Raw genomic sequence first — 21,942 nt, 5'->3', positions numbered from 1 at the left:
CGTAAGCGAGTCTTTTTATCATCTCTGAGGCTTGTAAAGAACATGCTGCTTGAAGGAAAGGCAAGCACAATGAATCATTATGAATTCATATTCACTCCCCTTTACCAACTTTTAATCCAATCCCGTAAATGCAGGATAGGCCGACTCACTATGCTCAGAATAATCCAACCCTCTCGCTTCTTCCTCATCTGTAACACGGACTCCACCAAAATGTTTCAACACTGACATAATAACCACTGTTGCAGAGACTGCAATCACAATTGTAACAGCAATACTAATCAATTGTACTCCAAACAGTCTTGTTTCTCCATAGATTAAGCCATTCCATGTAACAAGCGGATTTACATCTTTACTTGCAAAAATTCCTGTTGCGATTCCACCCCAGATACCACCAACTCCGTGACATCCAAATGCATCAAGTGCATCATCATACTTGAATTTCTCTTTTACCTTAGTCATGAATATATAACAAATCGGACTTACTAGCGCACCAATAATGAAAGATGCCCAAATTGGAACATATCCTGCTCCTGGTGTAATTGCAACCAAACCAACTACTGCACCTGTTGCAGCCCCAAGCGTTGTTGCCTTACCATGTAATACTCTCTCTACTAACATCCATGATAACAATGCAGTTGCAGCTGATGTATTTGTTGTGATAAATGCATGAATAGCAATGCCATCTGCAGCCAATGCACTTCCCGCATTGAAACCAAACCAACCAAACCATAGTATTCCTGCTCCTAGTACTACAAAGGGAATATTATGTGGCTTGTAAGATTTAAATCCATGTTCACGACGCCTTCCAAGCATTATGCAGGCAACCAATCCAGTAACACCTGAACTGATATGTACAACATTTCCACCTGCGAAATCAAGTGCACCTAATCCTTTTAAAAATCCACCAGTTCCCCAAACCATATGTGCCAATGGATAATATACGACAATTGACCATATTGCAACAAATGCTACTAGTTTTGAAAATTTCATTCTTCCAATTAATGAACCACAAATTAGCGCTGGAGTAATAATTGCAAACATCATTTGAAATGTAGCAAAAAGACTCTCAGGAATTGTAGAAGAATAATCTGGATTAATATTATCTACCCCATTGAAGAATATATGATTAAATCCTCCTATGATTCCTCCATGATTCGTTCCAAAAGCTAGTGAATATCCAAAAATCACCCACATTAATGAAGCTAATCCACAAATAAAGAAGCAAGATAGAAGTGTATTTAGAGCATTCTTTCTACTAACCATACCTGAATAGAAAAATGCCAAACCTGGCGTCATCAAAAATACTAATGCTGAACAAAATAAAATAAAAGCACAATCTCCTGAATTAATTATCATAACATTACGTTCCTTCCTTAGTTGAATTAAATTCGTTTTTAAGTTCTCGATACAACGTTAAAACTATATCTATATTTTAGCCAAAACCACATTCTTTTATTAGTTTCAACGCTTAAAATAAAAAAATGGCAAATTACATTAGACTACTGCCCATGTAAATCGCCATTGATTTCAATATAAATTTATCATCTTTTTAAAATAATGTCAATATGATTTTCACTAAAGTTTAGAAATAATTTCTCAATAATAATATAATATATTAATCAATTTCCACATTTTACTTTAATCAGGCTATTTTCAAAAATATAAAAAATAGGCCAATATCATACTTTCCTATGATATTGGCCGCAATTTAGATGGTTAATTCCATTACATAATCGTCCATAACAAATCCATTTCCAATGTCTGATACTTGATCTTTTATGATTTTGAATCCTTTCGCTTCATATACCTGTATTGTATCTGTATTGTATTTATTTACAGTAAGATAGATACTTCTCAGTCCATTTTCTTTACACCTATTACATAAGAATGCAAATGCCAGACTTGCATATCCTTTCTTTCTGTAATCTTTCAATATGTATAGCTTACTTAAGAACATCTTCTCTGCTTCCATGTGAATACCAGAATATCCTACTTTATTCCCTTCGATTTCTATAAAATAATACTCGTATCCTTGATTATCAATCTGCTGCGTTACGGCCTGCTCTGATTGAAATCTTTCCAACATATAATCAACTTGTTCCTTTCCAATTATACTAGTAAAATGCTCATTCCAGACGATCTCAGCCATTTTTGCGAATTCTTCAATCTGGTTTTGTGATTTGATTGGTATCATATTGTATTTCATTTAAACTCCTATCCGCTTGCTTAAGCAAGCATTTTAATCAAGATTGTGAAAATATGCTTTTAATTTTCACATTAACTCCTATCCGCTTGCATGCGAATTTAATTCCCATTATGCAAGCATTTAATCAAGATTGTTTTAAACAATTATAATGCAAGCCGTCAAAATAATAAAAAGATATATCAGATTGAACACAGAAAACACTGCCAAATATTTACCCTTTCGAGCACCTTCTGTTTTTCCATAAATTTTATATGAAATCAAACTTGCCATCGAGGCTATCAACGTTCCGAGTCCACCAATATTTGTTCCAAGTATTAACATAGAATAATTTTTTGTGAATCCCGAAAGTAGTATTGCCGCAGGAACGTTACTAATTACTTGGCTTGCTATTGTTGAAACTATAATTTCATTACCACTTACAACGCTAGCAAGTACATTTGCAATACATGTCATATGCTTCATATTTCCCACAAATATAAAGAATGCCACAAATGTCAGCAAGAGTAAATAGTCTGCTTTCGCAAGTAATTTTCGATTAAATATAAGTACTGTAATCACTACAATAACGATTGCAATTCTATAATCAATCATATGGAGTACTGTACATAGACAAATTGCAAACAATACTATAAAAGCCGTCATTTGCACCCGGTCAAGGTTGACCGATCTACTGACGTCTATTGTCCCTTTTTCCTCTACTGCACCTATTTCCTCTATTATTCCTATTTCTTCTAATGTGCCTATTTCCTCTAATTTCCCTATTTCCTCTAATGTCCCTATTTCCTCTAATGTCCCTATTTTCTCTAATGTCCCTATTTTTTCATTTTTCATAAATAGCAATGTCACTGCAATTAATACGAAAGATAAACATGTGACTGGAAACATAAGCCTTAGAAATCCTAAAATATCCATTTGAGAAATTGAATATAAATACAGATTCTGCGGGTTTCCAAGTGGTGTAAACATGCTACCCAGATTAGCTGCAATTGTCTGCATGACGATAACAAATATCATCAACTTTTCTTTTTTGATCTTCTGCAAAGTCATGATTGCAAATGGTACAAATGTGATTAATGCAACATCATTTGTAATAAACATACTTGTAAAAAAGCAAATCAGTACCAGTGCAAATGCAAGTTGCCTTGTATTGCTGATATGTTTTATCATTTTCTCAATTATATTTTCAAACAAACCTATCGTTTGAAATCCTGCAACTACGAGCATTAGGCAAAATAGTAGTGCTAGTACTCTAAAGTCTATGTAATCTATATACGCTTTCGATGGTGGAATTAGAAACGCGGATATAATCGCACATAGAACCGCAATACACAGAACAATTTCTTTTTGAATAAATGTAATTAATCTTATTTTCACTTTTTAAGTTTCTTTCGTATTTATTATAGTAATATGCCCATTAAAACCTAGAACCCAAAATGGAGGACCGGAAATATCCGCATCCTCCATAATAGTTCTTAAATAATAATTTAAAATGTCTTAAAGCTATACTTGCTTAGTTTTATCTTTTCTGGCTGTTCTTCTGATTCTTTTTTCGCAGCGATTGTTTTCTTTGCAGCTGATTTATCTGCTGCCGATTCCTTTTCTTCTTTTGTAGCAGAAGCTGTTGTTTCATCGGTTTTTTCATTTGTTGAAGTCGTTTCTTTTGATTCTTTTAAAGCTTTGTCAACGGATTCATTTGATGAATCTACTACTTCCTCCGCTGAGGTGCCATCTGCTACTTCTTGATTTGTATCATAAGGTGCTACAGTTGGTGCTTCATACTTTCCTACATTTGGGCTTTTCAAAGGAACACCTAATTTGTCTAAGGTAATAAACTTTAGCAATGCATCAATGATTGTACCGCTTCCGTTCTCTCCATTTTCACCACTTCCTCCCATGTTAACGACTGTTTTAGGTACAATATCAACATGAGCATTCTTAATTGCATCTGAAAGTTTATCAGCAATTTCCTGAATAATACGATATTCTGCTCCACCATATGCCTTTACTTGAGCATCAATTGCCTGTGCTTTTGCAAGACCGACATTTGACTCTTTAGAAGCCTCTGCTTCACCTTCTAATCGTATCTTAGTTGAATTTGCTTTGGCAAGTGCAACAATTTGATTCGCTTCCTGTTCAGCTTTACTTGCAAGTGCTGCACCGCTGTTTCCTTCAATTTCAATCTGAATCTTTGATTTTGTAAGTAATCCTTGCTGTGATGCAGTAGCCTCAGCTTCACGAAGTGATTTCTCACTCTCTGCCGCTTGCTGTTGTTTCTGATAAGTTATCTTCTTTTCTTCAGCAATTTGTCTTTCACGAAGCTGTGTAAGGATGTTCTCAATCATAATATCCCCAGCATTCGTCTTTGGTGTTCCGATAAGGACTTCTTCTAATTGAAGATTATATTTTTGGAACTTCTCGTGCATTTCCTCGACTGCTCTTTCACGAATCTCACTACGCTCTTGAATCAATTCTATCAATGTCTTTGTCTGCGCAACATCCTTGAAATAAGCACTTACAAGTGGATCAAGTGACTGGTTAACTAACATATTAATATCGCCAAATCTTTGAATAACCCATGGTGCTTGTTTGTAATCGATATGCATAACAACTGATAGCGGTAATGATGGTTCAAATGCATCTTTTGTTATGATATCTACTTCAGTAAGATTTTCATCATATTTATGATCGCCTGTTTCACTCTTATTCCATTTTAAAATAATATTAGTGGTTGGAACAAGAACTACTTTACCTGCATCTGTATTAAATGCATATTTTCCTGACATAAGCGGTTTCTCTAAAACACCCTTGCAGCCATTGGCAACAAGTTCGCCATGCTTATAATCGATTCCAGTTGTATCAACGCCTTCTTTACCAAAAAATGATACTACAACTCCAACAAAACCAATAGGAACTACCGTTTTTGGTCTATATTCAACTGTTGCAAAAAGTCTATTAATGAAATATGTACCATCAGTAAGTACTCGTATCTGCTTACCACGTCTTCCGCCAAGTTCTAGGAACTTTTCAGGATCCTGAAAATTAGAATGTTCAGGTCCTACATCATTCGCAATGATCTCGCCCTGTTCAAGTGGAAGTCCGTCATGGACTGTAACAATACACATCTGATCAGTGTCTTCGACTTGATTTCCCATAATGATAACTGGTGTAAATCCGTTTCTTTGCTCAAGTGTCTGCTGCATTGTCAAAAGTTCATTTCTATCTTGTCTTGAAATATTGATAGCCTTAATGTCACTTATGGTAATCACAATAAATTGTGCTAAGTTAATTGCATAAGTTCCTTCTCTTATAATTCCCCTTTGTGGTCCTTTTTGTCCACCATTTTGTAAGAATCCTTTTACGTCTTGGAAATTATTCGCTTCTGGAACGACCTTACCAAGTGTCTGTGTTGGTGAAAGAGGATTTCCATCTCTTGAGAAAATGTAAGCGATCTGACCCTGTGGTACTGTAATCAATGGATATTTGTATATCTTGTACATAAGTACTGAGCGAAAATGAATACCTCCACGTAATAGTTCAGGCTCATAACCTGCCTCACCACCAAGGGCGATGATTGAATTTTTAAGTGAACCTCTAACACTCCACCACTTCTCTACAACAGCCACTTCGTTAGAATTGATTACCCTTAAACCTAAAATCTGAAAGATGACTAAGTATACTACGAAAATACCTACTACTGCTAAAATCAAAATCATAGTTAAATCCATTATGTTCCCCTTTCTCACTTGATAGTATTCTACTATCCAAGTCTTGAATTAAATTAATTTTACTCCATCTTCTCCTATAATTCAACTAAATCCTACAATAAATTAAGGTATCTATTGAATAATAATTTGCAATTACACATATGCCTTATCTTTCCTTGCAGTAGCATGTCTTTTCAAGCCTCAAAGATGATGAAAATCTTCCCTTAAGCTCATTTTTCACCCTCCATATGCTAACGTAGACACGAAACTCAAATCACCACTATTTATAGGTCAATATTATTTATATTCGCATCTTTAATAAATATGAATAAAAAAAGCCAAGCACCCTCTACCAAGCCTCCACCTCTCACCTAACAACCAAGGGGGACTCCGTATTAATATTCCAACGACATTACGCTAATTCGATGCTAACGCCCCCTTCCATCGAACCCTATATCGCCTCTAACGCCCTCCCGTCGCTACGCTTATTCCGCACTTTACCGCCCTTCTAAACAACCAGCGCCACACCCCATATAAAAGGCTAAGTACATCGTTTAACGAACGGTAGGCTCAAATGTTGTGCTGGCTAGCGACACGTATCTTTTTACGTGTCAGCTAGAAAGCATAACATTTGAGCCTACCGTCCGTTAACCGATGAACGTGCCTTTTATATGGGGTGTGGTGCGTCCCCTTTTATATGGGGTGTGGCGCGTCCCCTTTATATGGGCCGTAGCGCGTCCCTTACTTCGTCTTTTTCGTTGGCACCTGCGTTGGCGTCGTTGCTTTTGTCGTTGCTTTTGTCATTGCCTCCGTAGCTTTCGTTGCATTGTTATCAGCTTTACTATAAGCTTTTATAACCACTGCTTGACTGCACATTTGTGTATATCGTAGATTCACTAGATCCATATCAACTGTAACAATACCTTGCATTGGATCTGATAATGTTACTGTATTGGCATCCAGATTATATCCAATCATTACAACACAGTGTTCCGGTGAAATCCACGCCACATCGCTACCATTGATTGTCCACTCAGCTGATACGTAAGCGCATTCTAAATCCATCGTTGACCATATTATTACAGGGTTTCCCGCTTCTATTTCTTTTAAAAATGTACCAAATCCGCTTCCGCTGTAATCGTAAGCAGTATATTGATTTCCTTGCTGCTTTAGATAAGAATTAGCCGCTTTTATAATAGGCGCTGAATAACAACCATATGCACCATCCGTGTATGGATCACCTAAAAAATAATTCAAAAAATCTCGTGACTCTAAATCACACTTTGGTAAATATTTATCTGCCATATTCTCTTTTGACACCTTATATTTTAAATAATTCAAAACAGTTGTCAAAGATGTAATCTCGCAGCCCGTTGGCAATTCAGGGTATTGACTTAGATATGAAACTGGCAGTTCAATACGTCTGGCTGACACAACACTTTTATTAATACTAGTTGCTGTCTCTGCTAGGTACATCTTACCATCTATATCACTCTTAGTCGTAACTATCTTGTAGGTTGTTTCTTTATCATTATTACCTAAAATACCAGCAATTTTACTTATTGCTTTTAATTCTTGTGTATCTACTTGTATTCCTACTTGTGGAATAACATTCTTAACATATGTATCCCTAATATCCTTATTTACCAATACCATGTAAAGCATCTTATCCCGCATAATATTATATGACACTGCCTCTGCACCATAACTCACTTCTACTTTCGTAGTAGAAGTCTTTGCCTTAATATCATATAAGTTCCCCTCTACTTCATTTTGCAAAAGCAAAGAAACCGTAATGCATACAACAACCGCCCCTACTGCGATTGTGCCAATCTTCCCTTTTTTCATATCTTGTTCCCCCAAGTTATTAATCTCTCTGTAAGTAATAACAAATCAGCATGTACATTTGCGACACAAATAGAAAAATAAATAATAAACGAATATTTATATAATTATAAATGTTTTTCGAAGGAATTAATATATACTTGGCACAAACTGTATGTTTTTGGCACAAACGGTTATTTTCTTATGCTAAAATGAATGAGAATGAATGAGAATCAAAATGTTTTTTTCAAGATTACTAGACAAGTCATAACATTACCCTCTTCGCTATATTCTATGGTCCCTCTATATTTTTTCACAATATCTTTAATACTTATCATCCCAAATCCATGTTTCGATTTATGTTGCTTGGTTGTAGCAAATATTTGATTGTTTTGTATCACACTTTCTTTAATCGTATTCTCTATCACTAAGGTAATATTTTCTTCTTCATATATCTCAATATTAATCATCCCACAGTCGGTCTTTTGAGATGATTCAATTGCATTATCAAGAAGATTCCCAATTAATATACTTAAATCAATATCAGATATACACTTAAGATTAGCACTTATAATACATTTTGTTTCTATGTTTTCTTTTTCACAAACTGCGAATTTATTATTAATTATGTAATTTAGCACTTTATTTGAACAATACATCTTAATTCCAAGAACATCTATTTTTTCTTCCATTAGCGTATAAATATATCTTCTTGCTTCCACATAATCTCCATGTTCAATATATTTATCTACTATCGCCATACAGTTCTTCATGTCATGGCGCATTTTGCTTGCTTCTTCATGCATATGCATTATCTTATCCGCACTGAATTCACTATTCTCATATGATAATTCCATTAGTTTAATTTCGATTTTTTTCTCAAATAATTCATATATACTTCCGGCAATATAATAAAATACAACATTGATCAAAAGTACCGCGCATACACAAAGTTGCATATCATTCCATTTTTCATCTATTTTATTTTGATTGTGCCCAACAGCCTTAATCAACGAATATATTAAACAGACAACGATTACAATTATTATGCTAAATTCTGAGTACTCTATATTCCAGCTAAACCGCGCCTTCATATTCTGAGCAAACAGGCCTAGCGCATAAATGCTCGTTAAAATCCACACCGAAAGCACTAACGAACTAGCTAATATCATTTCACTTTTCATATAGACGGTTAACAGCGCTGCTACTAAGGATAATGCTCCCATACAATACAGCATTCTCTTTAGAAGAAATTGATTATAATAAAGAATTAGACAAACTAAAAATGTCAGAAACATAATCAAAGTAATATCCGAAATTTCAATTAAATGCTGCTTGTTATTTATAATATTGAAGCCTATTATTCCGATACTAATTAACACCACTTTAGATATATTTCTCGCTAAGATATGATGTTTTTCCTGTAGTATTGAATTAACACACAACATCCAAAATATCCCCTGCAGTATGTTGTTCATAAAAATGAATACTGACATATTTAAGATTGTCATTACACATTATCCCCTTTTGCATATGTAATTTTTATAAATACTATTTACTTCTTTTCCTTTACTTCTGCTTATAACCACATGTCGTCCATTTATAAGGACTAAAACAAAGTTTTCAATTTTTTTTATGTATTTCATATTAACTAAACAGCCTTTGTTAACTTTGACGAAATTCTCCTCAATCAGACGATCTTCAAATCTTGATAATCTATCTCTCAAAGTAATATCATTATTTTCAATGCTTACAATTATATTATGCTTAAATGAGTCTATCATTCGTATCTCATTAAATAGAAGTTGAATATTATCCTTTCCTTCCCCTAACACAATCATTTTTTTATCATCAATAAGGCTTTTTATAATACGGCTCATAACCAGCTGGATTTCTTGTTCGAATATTCGTTTTCTTACAAAACCAAGTGGCCTACATACAAATGAATCAAACACCAGATTTTCATGACTTGTTACAAATATAATTCTAGTATCTTTTCTAATATTCATAAGCTTTGAAGCCACATCAAACCCATGTTCATTTCCCATTTCTATATCGAGCAAAATAATATCGATATCATCCTTCGTATAATAAGACAGAAGCTGTTCTCCTGTTTCAAATTCGCATAACTCATATGTTAAATACTCGAAACCATCGTTGAGTACTTTTGTAAGAATTTCTATTTCTCTTTCTCTAAATTTTGTCTCATCATCGCATAACCCGATTTTTATCATAATTCCCCCCGTTACCGCCTATTTTTCTGTGCATATCAAAATTTGTACCACAGGCACAAATAATAATTACTGTTAGACTTCAGACCTTGTCTCCACTATTAATTGCTTTACTTGTTCTTGTCTCTCAAATAGAACACAGCCCCCTGCATGCTCTTCCATCAACAAATTATTATCGCGTAAATTCTTAAATAGTGGAGAATTGATTGCCTCCTTCAATGAGACATTTTTCAAGTTTGTATCAGAATAAGGCGAGAATGGACATGGTTCTGCGCCACCATGGGAATTGATATGGAAGAATCCGCGCCCTGCTGCAAGGCATCCACCCGATGTCTTTTCGTCTCCCGGAAACGATATGAAGATCATATCTTCATATGTATCTCTTAACCCCACAAGTTTTTCTTTTAATATTTCTCTCTCTTCATTTTCAAATGCCATATACTGTGTATCCATACTGATTGGGACATACTCAATTAAAAATACCACCTTACATCCTCTGCTATACAACTCATCAAGAAATTCAACAGTCGTTACTTCATCTAGATTTTGCTTCGTTACTGTAACGGAGGTACCATATAGTATTTTATTCTTTTTCATTATATCCATTGCATCAATCAACTTCTGATAAACTCCATTACCACGTCGTGCATCTGTATATTCCTCATTACCTTCAATACTCAAAATAGGTATCAGATTTCTATGCTTTATAAATAATTTTATGTAACCATCATCAATCATTGTTCCATTCGTAAAGATCGGGAATATTATTTCAGGTATCTTACCAGCTTCCCGAATAATGTCCGGCCTCATAAATGGCTCTCCACCCGCTAGAAGTATGAATCCAATACCAATCTCCTTAGCCTCTTCAAATATTCTTAGCCATTCTTGATCTGTTAACTGATTCTGGGCTTCCCTATCAACACAGGCTTTATTGCCTCGTGCATAACAGCCTTTGCAATGAAGATTACACTGACTTGTTATACTTGCAATTAAAAATGGAGGTATATGTTCACCTCTGTTTTCTGCTTCCACGCGTAGCTTTCTTGAATTCTTACTTGACATCGCATACTTAGCAATAAATATACTCTCTTTCGGATTGGATAATGAAGCCTTTATGGCACCTTTCACTATATTTTCCACTCCATTACTCAAATAACTTTCCAAATTGAAATTTTCTGCCATATTACCCTCACTTAATTTTTTCCTACTGTATTATATATATGCTTCAACCTAAAATTTGCGTTCTAATTTTTTTGATATTAATGTAAATAATATAAATATGCCTATTAACAAAGTATAATACACAGCCAAATCATTATCAACCGTCATTGACTTTACGCCCAAAAGATTATCCCCCATCACATACGGAATACACTGCGGAATATATTGAACAAAACCTGTGGTACCTAGCGCCATGCATATACACATATTTACGATTCCAAAAACAAGCCCCGATATAGATGTTTTAGTTATTACAGCAATACACAAATACATTGGTACCAATAAAAAATGCATCATCCCAGTATTTAATAAAGCAACCACTAATTTTCCAATTATTTCCATTGGAATCATTGAATCAAATAGCATTCTTCCAGCAATCAAAGTTGCCACAAAAAACATCACTCCCGTAATTAGAATGACAAAAAACAGTATCACTAATTTCATAAAGATCATAACAAACCTTGGATATGGATAGCACAAAACCACTTCCATTGTGTTTTCTTCATATTCTCTCGCCCATATATAGGATGCAAATGCTGAAAAAGTAAGTAGTGACTGTATATTAAATGTAAGCAAACACATATGAGTAAACGAAAGCCACGATACATTATCTTGATTAAAAAGTGTCAGGTAAGCTATCGTTCCTGGCAATATTGCCCCAGCTATGATTAGCCACCAAATGCTTAAAGAGTGTAATTTTATAATTTCCGCTTTTAAATATCTTTCCATATTATACCACTCCAGTTCTTCTAAAGATATCATTAATATTTCTTATTTGTCTTTCGAATGGACAAATATAAAAATAACATTGCGACCAAGGTCAACACCAACGCCCCACACAAAAAGCTTATCTTATCATATCTTAAATTCCCGAAGAACTTTGCCACTAAAATCATAGGTAGCAAGTGTGGAAACACATATCCATTTTCCGAAAATATAAAGGGAAATGTAAACATAAATATCATCAAAAAAATAATTGATGCACTCGAAAAGCTTCGTCGCACCAAACTTATAAATACAATCAATGGTACAAGCGCACTAAGAGCGCCCGCGCTGATCAAACTTACCTTTACGTATTTCATCAATAGCGCAAAATCAAAGCCGTCAATCACTGCATTTATTATAAATAGTAAAACAAATGTAATTACCTGCGTCAAACATAATTCAAGCACCGTCACGATTAATTTTGATAGCATTATCTTGGTCTGGGATTGCGGCGTTATTTCCAGATATACGATCATATTTTCTTTATACTCTCTTGTAACTATGAAGCACCCATAAATTACTGTCACTGCAAAAGGTATCATTTGAATATACACGCTATTGCTTATTACCACTTCTAAAAATGTCTTGTCACTACTGACTGCATATACCAGCACTATCATTAATATTGGCGCTAGAATTGATATCAAGACCAATCCATTTACAAATGTATTCTTTATCTTTTTTAATTCTAAACCGATTAAATTTCTCATCAGCGAGTTCCCCCGCATTCATTTATTTTTGCGGTCCCTGTAAGCTCTATAAAATAATCCTCTAACGAAGAACATACAATTTTACTTTCGAGAACCTCAATCCCATTTTCGACCAATATTTTGTTTAATTTTCCATTGAGTGACTGACTCGATAATTGACCGACAAGTGATATTGTATCTTGTGATATCGTTATGCCATAACTATCGTTACGATTAATTCCATTATTACTATTATTGTTACTGTCACGCTGATTGTTGCTGTTACTATGATTGTTGCTGTTACTATGATTGATACCTATATTTTCTATGTACTGCTTAATAAGTGTTTCCGCCTTAGCGACATCATTTACCTTGTAGATCGTTGTATGTTTACATTTATTTTGGAAATCTTCCTTGCTTATTTGTTCCAGCAATATCCCATTATTAAGAATACCGATTGTGCTTACTATTTTTTCAACTTCCGCTAAAATATGTGAGGATACAAGAATCGTAGTTCCGCTTTTTGCTATGTTTAATAACAATTCACGTATTTCTACTACTCCCTGTGGATCAAGGCCATTCGTGGGTTCATCTAACAGCAATATTTCTGGTGTATGCAAAAGAGCTCTTGCAATCCCAAGTCTTTGTCTCATTCCAAGTGAATAGTTGCGAACCTTTTTGCTGCCTTCCTCTGATAATCCAACGATATCAAGCACTCTGTCTATACTCGTTTTGTCTGAGACATTCATCATAAGTCGGTGAATGTCTAGGTTTTGCCTTGCCGAAAGATTCATATAGAATCCAGGGGTCTCAATAATCGCGCCTATTTTTCTTAGATTATCGTGAATATTGCTATCCGTTACTGTTTCTCCAAACAATTCCACGCTTCCGCTAGACGGTTTAATTAAGTTCAGTAGCATTCTAATTGTCGTAGTCTTTCCTGCTCCATTCTTTCCTATAAATCCGTAAATCTCACCTTTTTTTACGTTTATATTAACATCTTTTACAACTGTTGTTCCCTTATATGTTTTTGTTAAACCCACCGTACTAATTATATTCTCCATCTTTATTTCCTCCTCATTTACTCCTCATTTACTCCTGCTCTATTCTTACTCTATCCTTCTGTATTCTTGCTCTATTCTTGCTCTATTCTTCGCTATTCTTGTTCTATTCTTCGCTATTCTTGTTCTATTCTTCGCTATTCTTGCTCATCCCTGACTTATTCTTGATTATTCTTGATTCATTTCTTATTTTTACTTCTGGTCTGCTCCATATTTTTGTAAAAAATGCTCGATATGTTTCGATAATTCCTCATTTATAATCTGCTTAACTTGTTCTGTTATTTCCCCGCATATCAAATATCTATGAAAAAGATAAACTACCATTGTGTGATAATCCATTACCATTCGTTCCACATTATTGGTTTTTAAAAATCCCACTTGTATCAACCAACTAAATATAAGTATCTGATTGCCAATCGCTTCATCAAACATAATATTGTGATACATCATCTCTGCAACTTCACTAATTCCCTGCTCTAAAATCAGCATTCTAAGGAATCTATTAACCGTATCTTCCATTAAATAATTTGTAAAATATCCATGGCATACCATCGAAAATGCTTCTATTTCAACGTTCTTAACGTTTGCCATCTTAGCGCTAAATTGCGAGGGTATTGCATACATTACATTATTAAATGACTGACATAAAACATCGAAAATATCCTGCTTATTTTTGAAATGATAGTATATTGCGCTTTCCTTGATACCAATTTTCCCAGATATATCTCGAATGGATACACCACTGTAACCTCGCTTTGAGAATAATTCAAGCGCAGTATCTAAAATGATCTGCTTTGTATCTTTTTTTTCTTTTAACATATTGAGTGATCCTTTCTTGCTTCCTAATATTGAAATATACATTTATGCTCATATATAGGTCTTAGAGATTTATTTAACGCTTGTTATTATTTTACTTAACATTCGTTAAGTTGTCAAGATAAAATATAGCTTATGTAAAGTTGTTTTTGAAATTCACCTTCAAACTTTACATAAGCTATATTTTAATAATCATTTTTTTACTATGATTTTAATTGCTAAGTTATCGTATTTCTGAACGTATTATACGCATTATATAAATCTAAAATTCCATATCCCCACTGCCTACTTGGATAAATAATTGAATTTTCCCTGCTAGCACCCCGTATCAGTAAATTTCTTATTTGCACGGTACTCATTTGCGGATAATTTTTCCTTACAATCCCCCATTCTAAAAGCATAGCCGCCACTCCTCCTGTATGTGCTGCCGCCAAGCTGGTTCCTGAACTTACCTTGTAACCTTGAGGAACCGACGGTCCAATCAAGTCCACTCCTGGTGCTGCTAGTGTTGGAGAAATATTTTCATTACGCATGAATCCTCTGCTTGCATTGATATATAGTACTTTCGTTTTATAATCATATGCTGTAGCAACCAGTGGAATAAAGGTATTTGCTGGAGATGTTAATGTGTATTCAGGATTTGATTGCACGAAAAAGCTGTCTATACTTAAAAAATCCACAATAGGAAGCCAAATATGGTAGCGCAAAGATATATTGCTTTTTAAATTAACCTGAAAAGTCCAAACACCAGGAGTTGGATTTGTAAATCGAACAAGAATTAGTTGCTCGCCAGATTGAGCCTCCACCAATTGATAATCTACACTTATCGTCGTACTTTCAAACGTAAATCGTATTTCTTTTGTCTCTTTAATTGTTTGTGGAATCGGCGGGATAAACTCCCCTTTCGGCGTTTTAATGGAAATCGAAAAACTACTGGGTGTCTGCCCCCAGAATTCCATAGAAAATCCACTGACATTTTCTCCAACCTTCAATTCCACATTATCCACAAAATTTTCATTCTGAATAAAGCCTAGATAATGGTGTCCTGAACTTCCTTCATTACCTGCTGCAATAGAAATCGAAAATCCTTCCTGCGCAGCCAATTCAGAAATATAGCTGCTCAGTGATCCCTTTTCATCATGACCACCTTGTGAAGTTCCAATACCCATTATGATAGACATTGGCCTATCTGCATTTTTTGCAACTTCTTCAAGATATCTTATTGCCAAAATAAAGTCATTTTTTTGATATGTTAAAACGCCATCAGGAATACGCCAAAAATCACGCAAAAACTTTTTAGCAGGCTTCAATTTTACCATCACGATTTCTGCATCTGGAACTACTCCTGAAAATTTCTCTTTTTCATTTCTATTACCGGCAGCAATTCCAGCTAAAAAAGTACCATGACCATTGTCATCATTACTTGGAACTACTGATAATGGATCTTGACTTGCCAACGCAGTATTAATCTGACTCTGCGTATACTCAGTTCCAAAATAAAACCCTTCCGGTTGTGAATTTTCGCTATCAATTGTCTGATCCCAAATAGAATAAACTTTAGATGTTTTATCACTATTTATAAAAGCTTCCTGTCGATAATCAATTCCTGTATCGATTATTCCAATTAATACTCCACTTCCACGTAATTGCAAGATAGGAATATTTTGCACTCGCAAAACCCCAGAAGCTTCTAAACTACCTATATCTAATAATCCATATACATTGGGAATAGCGCTATAACCAAACATCTGAAAAAAATTTTTAGGTAAATTGCTAATTGGTACATAAACATTAAATCTATTCTCACGCAAATTAAATGAGCATGTGCCGTCGATTTTAGTAATTTCATCAAGCGCATTCCCAGAATTTATTATAAAATCCGCATAATCCTCGCTTAGAATAGCTTCCTTACAATTATTATCCACTAGCCCACCAATTTTATTTCACTTAATCTATAATATGAAATAAAAAACACGAATATTAAAGATTTTACAAATATTACTTTCCCCACTGCTCACGAATTGAATCCATTATTTCCATAACAGATATTGAATTTTGAGGCGTCTGAATGCTACTTGAAACTTTACCGCTCTCGATGCACTTGATTGCTTCTCTTATTTGATACTCGAAACCATTTATGTCCACTGGCATATTGATTTCTTCGGTCGTGCCATTATAAAAATCTACATACATTTTTTCCGCCTGCTGAAAATCTGGAAGACGAATACTACCTTTGGTACCATAGATCAAGCCTTCTTTTTCTATTTTCATACCGATTGATACAGTCATCGATGCTGTTGCTCCATTTTCATATTCGAATATCATAGTCTCAAAATCGTCTGTACCAAACTCACTCATATGAACCTTTGACTGGATTTTGATTGGATGATAACCAAGCGTCATTGCAACAAATCCAATATTATATATTCCTATATCAAGTAGAGCCCCACCACCAAGTGATGCATCAAATTTTCTATTTCTTCTTTCACCTTGTACTGTAAATCCAAAATCAGCTCTGATATGTTTTACTTCTCCGATTACTCCATCCGATATAATCTGTGCGATTTTTAAATGCATTGGTAACATCGAAATCCAAAAAGCTTCCATCAAAAAGATGCCTTTTTCTTTCGCTAATTCAAATATTTTTTTTGCATCCTCTGCATTCGTTGTCATCGGTTTCTCACAAAGTATATGTTTTCCTGCTTCGATACACATTTTCATATTTTCAAAATGCATGCTATTGGGTGTTGCAATGTAGATTGCATCTACGTCGTCATCCTGAACAAGCTCCTCATATGAATCATAGTATTTTGGAATAGAAAATTCCTGTGCAAATGCTTTTGCATGTTCTATATTTCTTGAACCACATGCTACCAGCTGTGTCTCATTACCCATGCTATTAATTGTTTTTGCAAATTTATGTGCAATGACTCCTGTTGCTAAAATGCCCCATCTAATCATAATTTTTTTCTCCTTTATTTATCTTAATTTTTTATTTTTAAAATTCTTTGTGTTTCCCAATCCTAATTTTCCTAATCCTAAAATTTCCTAATCTCTAAATTTTCCTAATCCTTAAACTATCCTAATCCTTAAACTATCCTAATCCTTAAACTATCCTAATCCTTAAACTATCCTAATCCTTAAACTATCTTAATCCTTAAACTATCTTAATCCTTAAACTTATCATTTCCTAGTATTATATTGATGTACTTTGTATAACGTTGAAATGCCGTAGGAATCGGGTATCTTTCTTCTATTTCTGCTGGTTCTACAAAAAAACAATCTTTTAATATACTATTGTTTTGTTCTAACTCCTCCACCTTAACCACATATCCAATCATGTGCCATTCTTTATGCGTAAAGATATGCTTAGAATCCTCTAATTTCAGAATCCTAATTGCGGATAGTGACATTTGTTTAACCAAATATAATACTTCTTTTTCTGATAGATAGCCTTCCATATTTGGAAATTCATATAATCCAGCTAAAATTCCTTTGCTACACCTTTTCCTAATTGCGACCTTATCTCCTGACTTGATTACTAATATTGTTTTCTCCTCAATCGTTCTAGGTTTCTTTGGTGTCTTTTTCGGCAAGTCCATTACAATACCTAGTATATTCGCTTTACACAATTGATTCAAGGGACAAATCTCACATTTTGCCATTCCATTCGGTACGCATACCGTTGCCCCTATCTCCATTAGTGCTTGATTAAACGCTCCTGGTTTGAGTTGTGGCATAGTTGCACGTAATTCATCTTCAACTTTCTTTTTTACGGATTGACTTGTAATATCTTCTTTACTAGCCAAAACTCTGGAAATCACTCTTAATACATTGCCATCTACTGCCGGCACTGGATTTGCAAATGCGATAGAAGAAATAGCCCCTGCTGTATAACTACCGATCCCAGGAAGTTCCATTAGATCATCATAATTGGATGGAAATTCTCCACCATATTGCTCAACTACTATCTTTGCCGTCTTTTTTACATTTCTAGCCCTACTATAATAGCCCAGACCTTCCCACAGTTTTAGAAGAGCGTCATCATCTATTTCTGCCAATGCTTGAATTGTTGGCAATGCCTTCATAAATCTTTCAAAATATGACTTTACAGCCTCTACCCTAGTTTGTTGCAACATCACTTCTGACATCCAAACACGGTAGGGCGCAGCATTTTCTCTCCATGGCAAAATTCTAGCATTCGCATCATACCAGGCCAAAAGAGGCTCTGCTAAACTTTTCAAAATACGTTTTTCTTCCTTGTCTTTAACGCTAGCTTCCACATTATCTTCTATTTCCATGTGACACCTTTTGCTTTCATTAAATTTATCACTAATAATCAATCTTCTATCTTCTATCAAATTATAAAAGAAACGGATGTAGTATCTTATTATAATACTACATCTGTTTCTTTTATTATAAACTCTTTTTCTATAATGTCTTTACTATTTAATTTATAGTTTTCTTATAATATGAATTTACCAATCTCACTTGTCAAATTATCTACAACCTGACTTGACTTTTCAACTTCCTTTATTACAGTATCTGATTTAGTAGTTATTTCGCTAGAGCGCTGTGCGATATCCGTTGTACCTTCAGCACCTTCTTGTGAGGCTCTACTGATTTCTTCAATTGCCTTCAGTACACCATCAATTGATGCTAGTAATTGTTCTGATGTAGCGCTAAAATCTGTAACAAGAGAATCGACATAACCAGCGTCTTCGCTATAATTATTGGCTACATTATCAAACATTTCGAAACTATTCTCTACATCTTTTGAGACGAAATCAAGCAACCTCCCCGAATCATTTGCCAAGTTAGAAACCGAATTTGTTACTGCTGAAGTTACACTTTGTATTCTTACAACTGCATCTTTTGACTGTTCTGCTAAACTACGAATTTCATCTGCAACAACTGCGAAACCTTTCCCAGCTTCGCCAGCCCTTGCTGCCTCTATTGCAGCATTGAGTGCAAGAAGGTTCGTTTGCGCAGTTATATTCATAATTGATTGTGAAAGTACCTCTATCTGTTCTACTACTTTTACTTCATCCAATGCTTTTTCTAGACTAAATTTTATCTCATCATGGATCGTCCTTATTTTTTGCCTCTGAGATTTGGTATCTGATTTCACCTGTTCCGCTCTTTTAAAGATATCAATCGCTTGCTCTGAACCTTCTTCTGCTTTCAAAGCAATATTTTTTGATGCAGCTTCTATTTCATGAGACATAGCACTGATTTCTTCTGATGCTGCTGCGGTCTCTTCCATAGAGGCAGCAAGCTCCTGCGTTGTTGCAGATACACTTTCTATATCCGCATTTAATTCATATACATTGTTTTTAACTTGCAAAACAACATCACTAATTGTAGCGGCTTCAACCTTAACTTTACTAATTAAGTTACCAACTTGTTTTTTCATATCTTCTAACTCTGAAACTAACATTCCAAAATCATCTTTTCGGTTTTTAAATTTCTCTGGTATTTTCGCTGTGAAATCACCTGTTGCTAGTTTTTTAATATATATATTTATAGTTTTCAGTGCATTGAAAATTCCAGTTGCAATCACCAACGATATAACAACAGAAAGGATTAAGAATGCTGCCCCAAAATATAATATTACACTTACTTTTTCATTGGTGGCCGCTGTTACTTTAGCAGATTCTGTCGCAACTGTTTTATCTATGTAATCTGTATAATTCCCTGTACCAACTACCCATCCAAATCCTTTGGAAATCAAACTATAAGACCGTTTTGGAGAAGCTACTGTTTCTCCTGCTTTAGGAAATACATAATTTGTAAAGCCACCTTCTGGTTGTTGTGATACTCTTATAATCTCTTTAATCATCTCATAGCCGTTAGCATCTTTAGCGGCCAAACGGTTTGTTCCTTCTGTTGCATTACCAAGTAATACAACATTCGTTCCATCTAAAGTATCAATCCAAAAATAACCACTTTCACTATATTTTAAACTTCTAACTAAGTCAGCTGCGACTTTCTTCGCCTCCTCCAAAGTATACTGGCCTTTCTGATACTGAACATATATTGTATCCACTAATGACACAACATTAGTAACCTGACTTTTAATATTTTGATCATAATCCGTACGTATAGTCGCTTCTAGTGTTGCTAAATCTTTTTCTCCAATACTTTTCATACTTACAATGCTAAGTATTGATACAACCATTATTATGATTGCCGTTATTACACTTAATAGTATCATTTTCGTACGTACTTTTAAATTATTCATATGCACATCCCACCTTTTTCTTTCGTTTTAGTATAGTAGGATTGTATCATTTTTTGTACACTAATTCAATAAATTTATCACTATATCAGCTCTATTTCTGCATTATTCTGTTAATATTTACCATATATTAGCAATTGTATGTGTTTGTATGAAAATATCCAATTACATATTGAAATTAGATCAGTCCTTTATTTTTTCGATACTTATGAGGTGATACTCCTTTTGCCTTTCGAAATGCATCACCGAAATAATTACTGTCATTAAAACCACATTCAAAAGCAATCTGCGTAATTGATTCCTCTGTATTTAAAAGTGAATCACAAGCTTCCTTTAAGCGAACACTAATTAGATATTCCTTAAATCCAAATCCCGTTACCTCTTTAAAACGTTTTGAAAAATAGGATTTACTCATATTGAACTTTGTCGTAACATCATCAAGCGTAATATCCTTGTCATAATTAAAATATATATATTCTGCCGCATCTGCAATAATTTTGTTGTTTTCATCATATTCCAAGATATCGCCACCCGTATTTTTCTGGCATCTTATCAAAAATACCATTAATTCAGTAAAATAACTTGTACGCATTTTTTTTGACATCTCATCAATTCCGGCATGTTCATCTATCATCTTTTGCAATATTTCTTCTAAATATTCTCGCCTTCCAGCTGGAATTTCAATAACATGATTTTTAAAAAATTCTAAAAACTCATTTTTCCCAAATATTTCAAAAAATGGTTCGATATATTCTTCCATAAAATAGATGTTGATCAACTCAATCGGACTCGGATTATGTTCTATCGGATACCCCTTATGGAGTTCACCTGCCAAGATAAATACACCATTTCCTTTTTTCAGATTATAGATAGAATGATTGACTGTCACGTTTCTAGTCCCTTTAACAAAAAAACCTATCTCGTAGTAAGGATGGAAATGAAATGGCTGAGAATTATAATTTGCATCTCTTTTCACTCGCTCTATTAAGAAATCATCTGTTCGTTTATATAGGTTCATAAGATATTCTCCTTCGCTCACATCTTGCCAGATGTATTTATAGTACATATTACTGATATTATCATAACATATCCCTCGTATTATATAGTTATAGCTTTTCTTTACCTTTTCTTAGGTATGAGCTATTCTGTTTAAGATACTGTGGATTAGTTATTTCTCCCTACCA

General features: G+C 34.4%; 17 protein-coding genes. All 17 read right to left on the bottom strand.

From position 1 onward, the window contains the following. Positions 1–111: 111 nt before the first annotated feature. A complete protein-coding gene (locus tag BMY18_RS20110; protein ID WP_092458207.1) occupies positions 112–1,356 on the bottom strand; it encodes an ammonium transporter in 1,245 nt (414 codons plus the stop codon). A gap of 352 nt (positions 1,357–1,708) precedes the next feature. Next, positions 1,709–2,206, bottom strand: a complete 498-nt coding sequence (locus BMY18_RS20105) for a GNAT family N-acetyltransferase (RefSeq protein ID WP_092458204.1) — start codon at positions 2,204–2,206, stop codon at positions 1,709–1,711. 135 nt (positions 2,207–2,341) lie between these two features. Further along, entirely contained in the window at positions 2,342–3,580 is a 1,239-nt protein-coding gene (locus BMY18_RS20100; protein WP_092458201.1) for an SLC13 family permease, read from the bottom strand. Positions 3,581–3,690: 110 nt separating this feature from the next. Continuing rightward, positions 3,691–5,931 (bottom strand): SPFH domain-containing protein, encoded by a 2,241-nt coding sequence (locus tag BMY18_RS20095; protein ID WP_242941093.1) that lies wholly within the window; start codon positions 5,929–5,931, stop codon positions 3,691–3,693. Positions 5,932–6,651: 720 nt separating this feature from the next. Then, the gene (locus tag BMY18_RS20090; RefSeq protein WP_092458198.1) at positions 6,652–7,758 is read right to left on the bottom strand and encodes a C39 family peptidase; all 1,107 of its coding nucleotides are present in this window, start codon (positions 7,756–7,758) and stop codon (positions 6,652–6,654) included. A gap of 209 nt (positions 7,759–7,967) precedes the next feature. Then, positions 7,968–9,245 (bottom strand): sensor histidine kinase, encoded by a 1,278-nt coding sequence (locus BMY18_RS20085; RefSeq protein ID WP_092458195.1) that lies wholly within the window; start codon positions 9,243–9,245, stop codon positions 7,968–7,970. Positions 9,246–9,251: 6 nt separating this feature from the next. Further along, positions 9,252–9,968 carry a LytR/AlgR family response regulator transcription factor gene (locus tag BMY18_RS20080; protein ID WP_092458192.1) on the bottom strand — a complete coding sequence of 239 codons (717 nt, stop codon included), beginning with the start codon at positions 9,966–9,968 and terminating at the stop codon, positions 9,252–9,254. Between the two features lie 72 nt (positions 9,969–10,040). Continuing rightward, positions 10,041–11,147: a radical SAM/SPASM domain-containing protein gene (locus BMY18_RS20075; protein ID WP_092458189.1), complete on the bottom strand. Its 1,107-nt coding sequence runs from the start codon at positions 11,145–11,147 to the stop codon at positions 10,041–10,043. 48 nt (positions 11,148–11,195) lie between these two features. Continuing rightward, positions 11,196–11,915, bottom strand: coding sequence for an ABC transporter permease (locus BMY18_RS20070; RefSeq protein ID WP_170841519.1), 720 nt, complete (start codon positions 11,913–11,915; stop codon positions 11,196–11,198). Between the two features lie 32 nt (positions 11,916–11,947). Further along, entirely contained in the window at positions 11,948–12,661 is a 714-nt protein-coding gene (locus tag BMY18_RS20065) for an ABC transporter permease (RefSeq protein WP_170841518.1), read from the bottom strand. Further along, positions 12,661–13,704 (bottom strand): ABC transporter ATP-binding protein, encoded by a 1,044-nt coding sequence (locus BMY18_RS20060; protein WP_092458179.1) that lies wholly within the window; start codon positions 13,702–13,704, stop codon positions 12,661–12,663. Before BMY18_RS20060 ends, BMY18_RS20065 begins: the two co-directional genes overlap by 1 nt. Positions 13,705–13,893: 189 nt before the next feature. Next, entirely contained in the window at positions 13,894–14,520 is a 627-nt protein-coding gene (locus BMY18_RS20055; protein ID WP_092458217.1) for a TetR/AcrR family transcriptional regulator, read from the bottom strand. A 215-nt stretch (positions 14,521–14,735) separates the two neighbouring features. Further along, positions 14,736–16,442 carry a S8 family peptidase gene (locus BMY18_RS20050; RefSeq protein ID WP_092458176.1) on the bottom strand — a complete coding sequence of 569 codons (1,707 nt, stop codon included), beginning with the start codon at positions 16,440–16,442 and terminating at the stop codon, positions 14,736–14,738. Between the two features lie 73 nt (positions 16,443–16,515). Further along, positions 16,516–17,478 (bottom strand): Gfo/Idh/MocA family protein, encoded by a 963-nt coding sequence (locus BMY18_RS20045; protein WP_330386023.1) that lies wholly within the window; start codon positions 17,476–17,478, stop codon positions 16,516–16,518. Positions 17,479–17,684: 206 nt separating this feature from the next. Next, complete coding sequence (gene mutY, locus BMY18_RS20040; protein ID WP_092458211.1) at positions 17,685–18,818, bottom strand: A/G-specific adenine glycosylase; 1,134 nt, start codon at positions 18,816–18,818, stop codon at positions 17,685–17,687. Between the two features lie 164 nt (positions 18,819–18,982). Next, the gene (locus BMY18_RS20035) at positions 18,983–20,761 is read right to left on the bottom strand and encodes a methyl-accepting chemotaxis protein (RefSeq protein ID WP_092458173.1); all 1,779 of its coding nucleotides are present in this window, start codon (positions 20,759–20,761) and stop codon (positions 18,983–18,985) included. Between the two features lie 175 nt (positions 20,762–20,936). Then, a complete protein-coding gene (locus BMY18_RS20030) occupies positions 20,937–21,776 on the bottom strand; it encodes an AraC family transcriptional regulator (RefSeq protein ID WP_170841517.1) in 840 nt (279 codons plus the stop codon). Between the last annotated feature and the right edge of the window lie 166 nt (positions 21,777–21,942).

The organism is [Clostridium] fimetarium (assembly GCF_900111235.1).
GTDB classification, from domain to species: Bacteria; Bacillota; Clostridia; order Lachnospirales; family Lachnospiraceae; genus Clostridium_N; species Clostridium_N fimetarium.
The sequence above is the reverse complement of the archived record's forward strand: the minus strand, read 5'-3'. Positions and strand labels throughout refer to the sequence as shown.

Coding starts and splice junctions, on each gene's coding strand:
- BMY18_RS20085 (WP_092458195.1), bottom strand. CDS start 9,245: ATGACAATCTTAAATATGTCAGTATTCATTTTTATGAACAACATACTG.
- BMY18_RS20035 (WP_092458173.1), bottom strand. CDS start 20,761: ATGAATAATTTAAAAGTACGTACGAAAATGATACTATTAAGTGTAATA.
- BMY18_RS20090 (WP_092458198.1), bottom strand. CDS start 7,758: ATGAAAAAAGGGAAGATTGGCACAATCGCAGTAGGGGCGGTTGTTGTA.
- BMY18_RS20105 (WP_092458204.1), bottom strand. CDS start 2,206: ATGAAATACAATATGATACCAATCAAATCACAAAACCAGATTGAAGAA.
- BMY18_RS20055 (WP_092458217.1), bottom strand. CDS start 14,520: ATGTTAAAAGAAAAAAAAGATACAAAGCAGATCATTTTAGATACTGCG.
- BMY18_RS20080 (WP_092458192.1), bottom strand. CDS start 9,968: ATGATAAAAATCGGGTTATGCGATGATGAGACAAAATTTAGAGAAAGA.
- BMY18_RS20075 (WP_092458189.1), bottom strand. CDS start 11,147: ATGGCAGAAAATTTCAATTTGGAAAGTTATTTGAGTAATGGAGTGGAA.
- BMY18_RS20045 (WP_330386023.1), bottom strand. CDS start 17,478: ATGATTAGATGGGGCATTTTAGCAACAGGAGTCATTGCACATAAATTT.
- BMY18_RS20095 (WP_242941093.1), bottom strand. CDS start 5,931: ATGGATTTAACTATGATTTTGATTTTAGCAGTAGTAGGTATTTTCGTA.
- BMY18_RS20070 (WP_170841519.1), bottom strand. CDS start 11,915: ATGGAAAGATATTTAAAAGCGGAAATTATAAAATTACACTCTTTAAGC.
- mutY (WP_092458211.1), bottom strand. CDS start 18,818: ATGGAAATAGAAGATAATGTGGAAGCTAGCGTTAAAGACAAGGAAGAA.
- BMY18_RS20030 (WP_170841517.1), bottom strand. CDS start 21,776: ATGAACCTATATAAACGAACAGATGATTTCTTAATAGAGCGAGTGAAA.
- BMY18_RS20065 (WP_170841518.1), bottom strand. CDS start 12,661: ATGAGAAATTTAATCGGTTTAGAATTAAAAAAGATAAAGAATACATTT.
- BMY18_RS20060 (WP_092458179.1), bottom strand. CDS start 13,704: ATGGAGAATATAATTAGTACGGTGGGTTTAACAAAAACATATAAGGGA.
- BMY18_RS20110 (WP_092458207.1), bottom strand. CDS start 1,356: ATGATAATTAATTCAGGAGATTGTGCTTTTATTTTATTTTGTTCAGCA.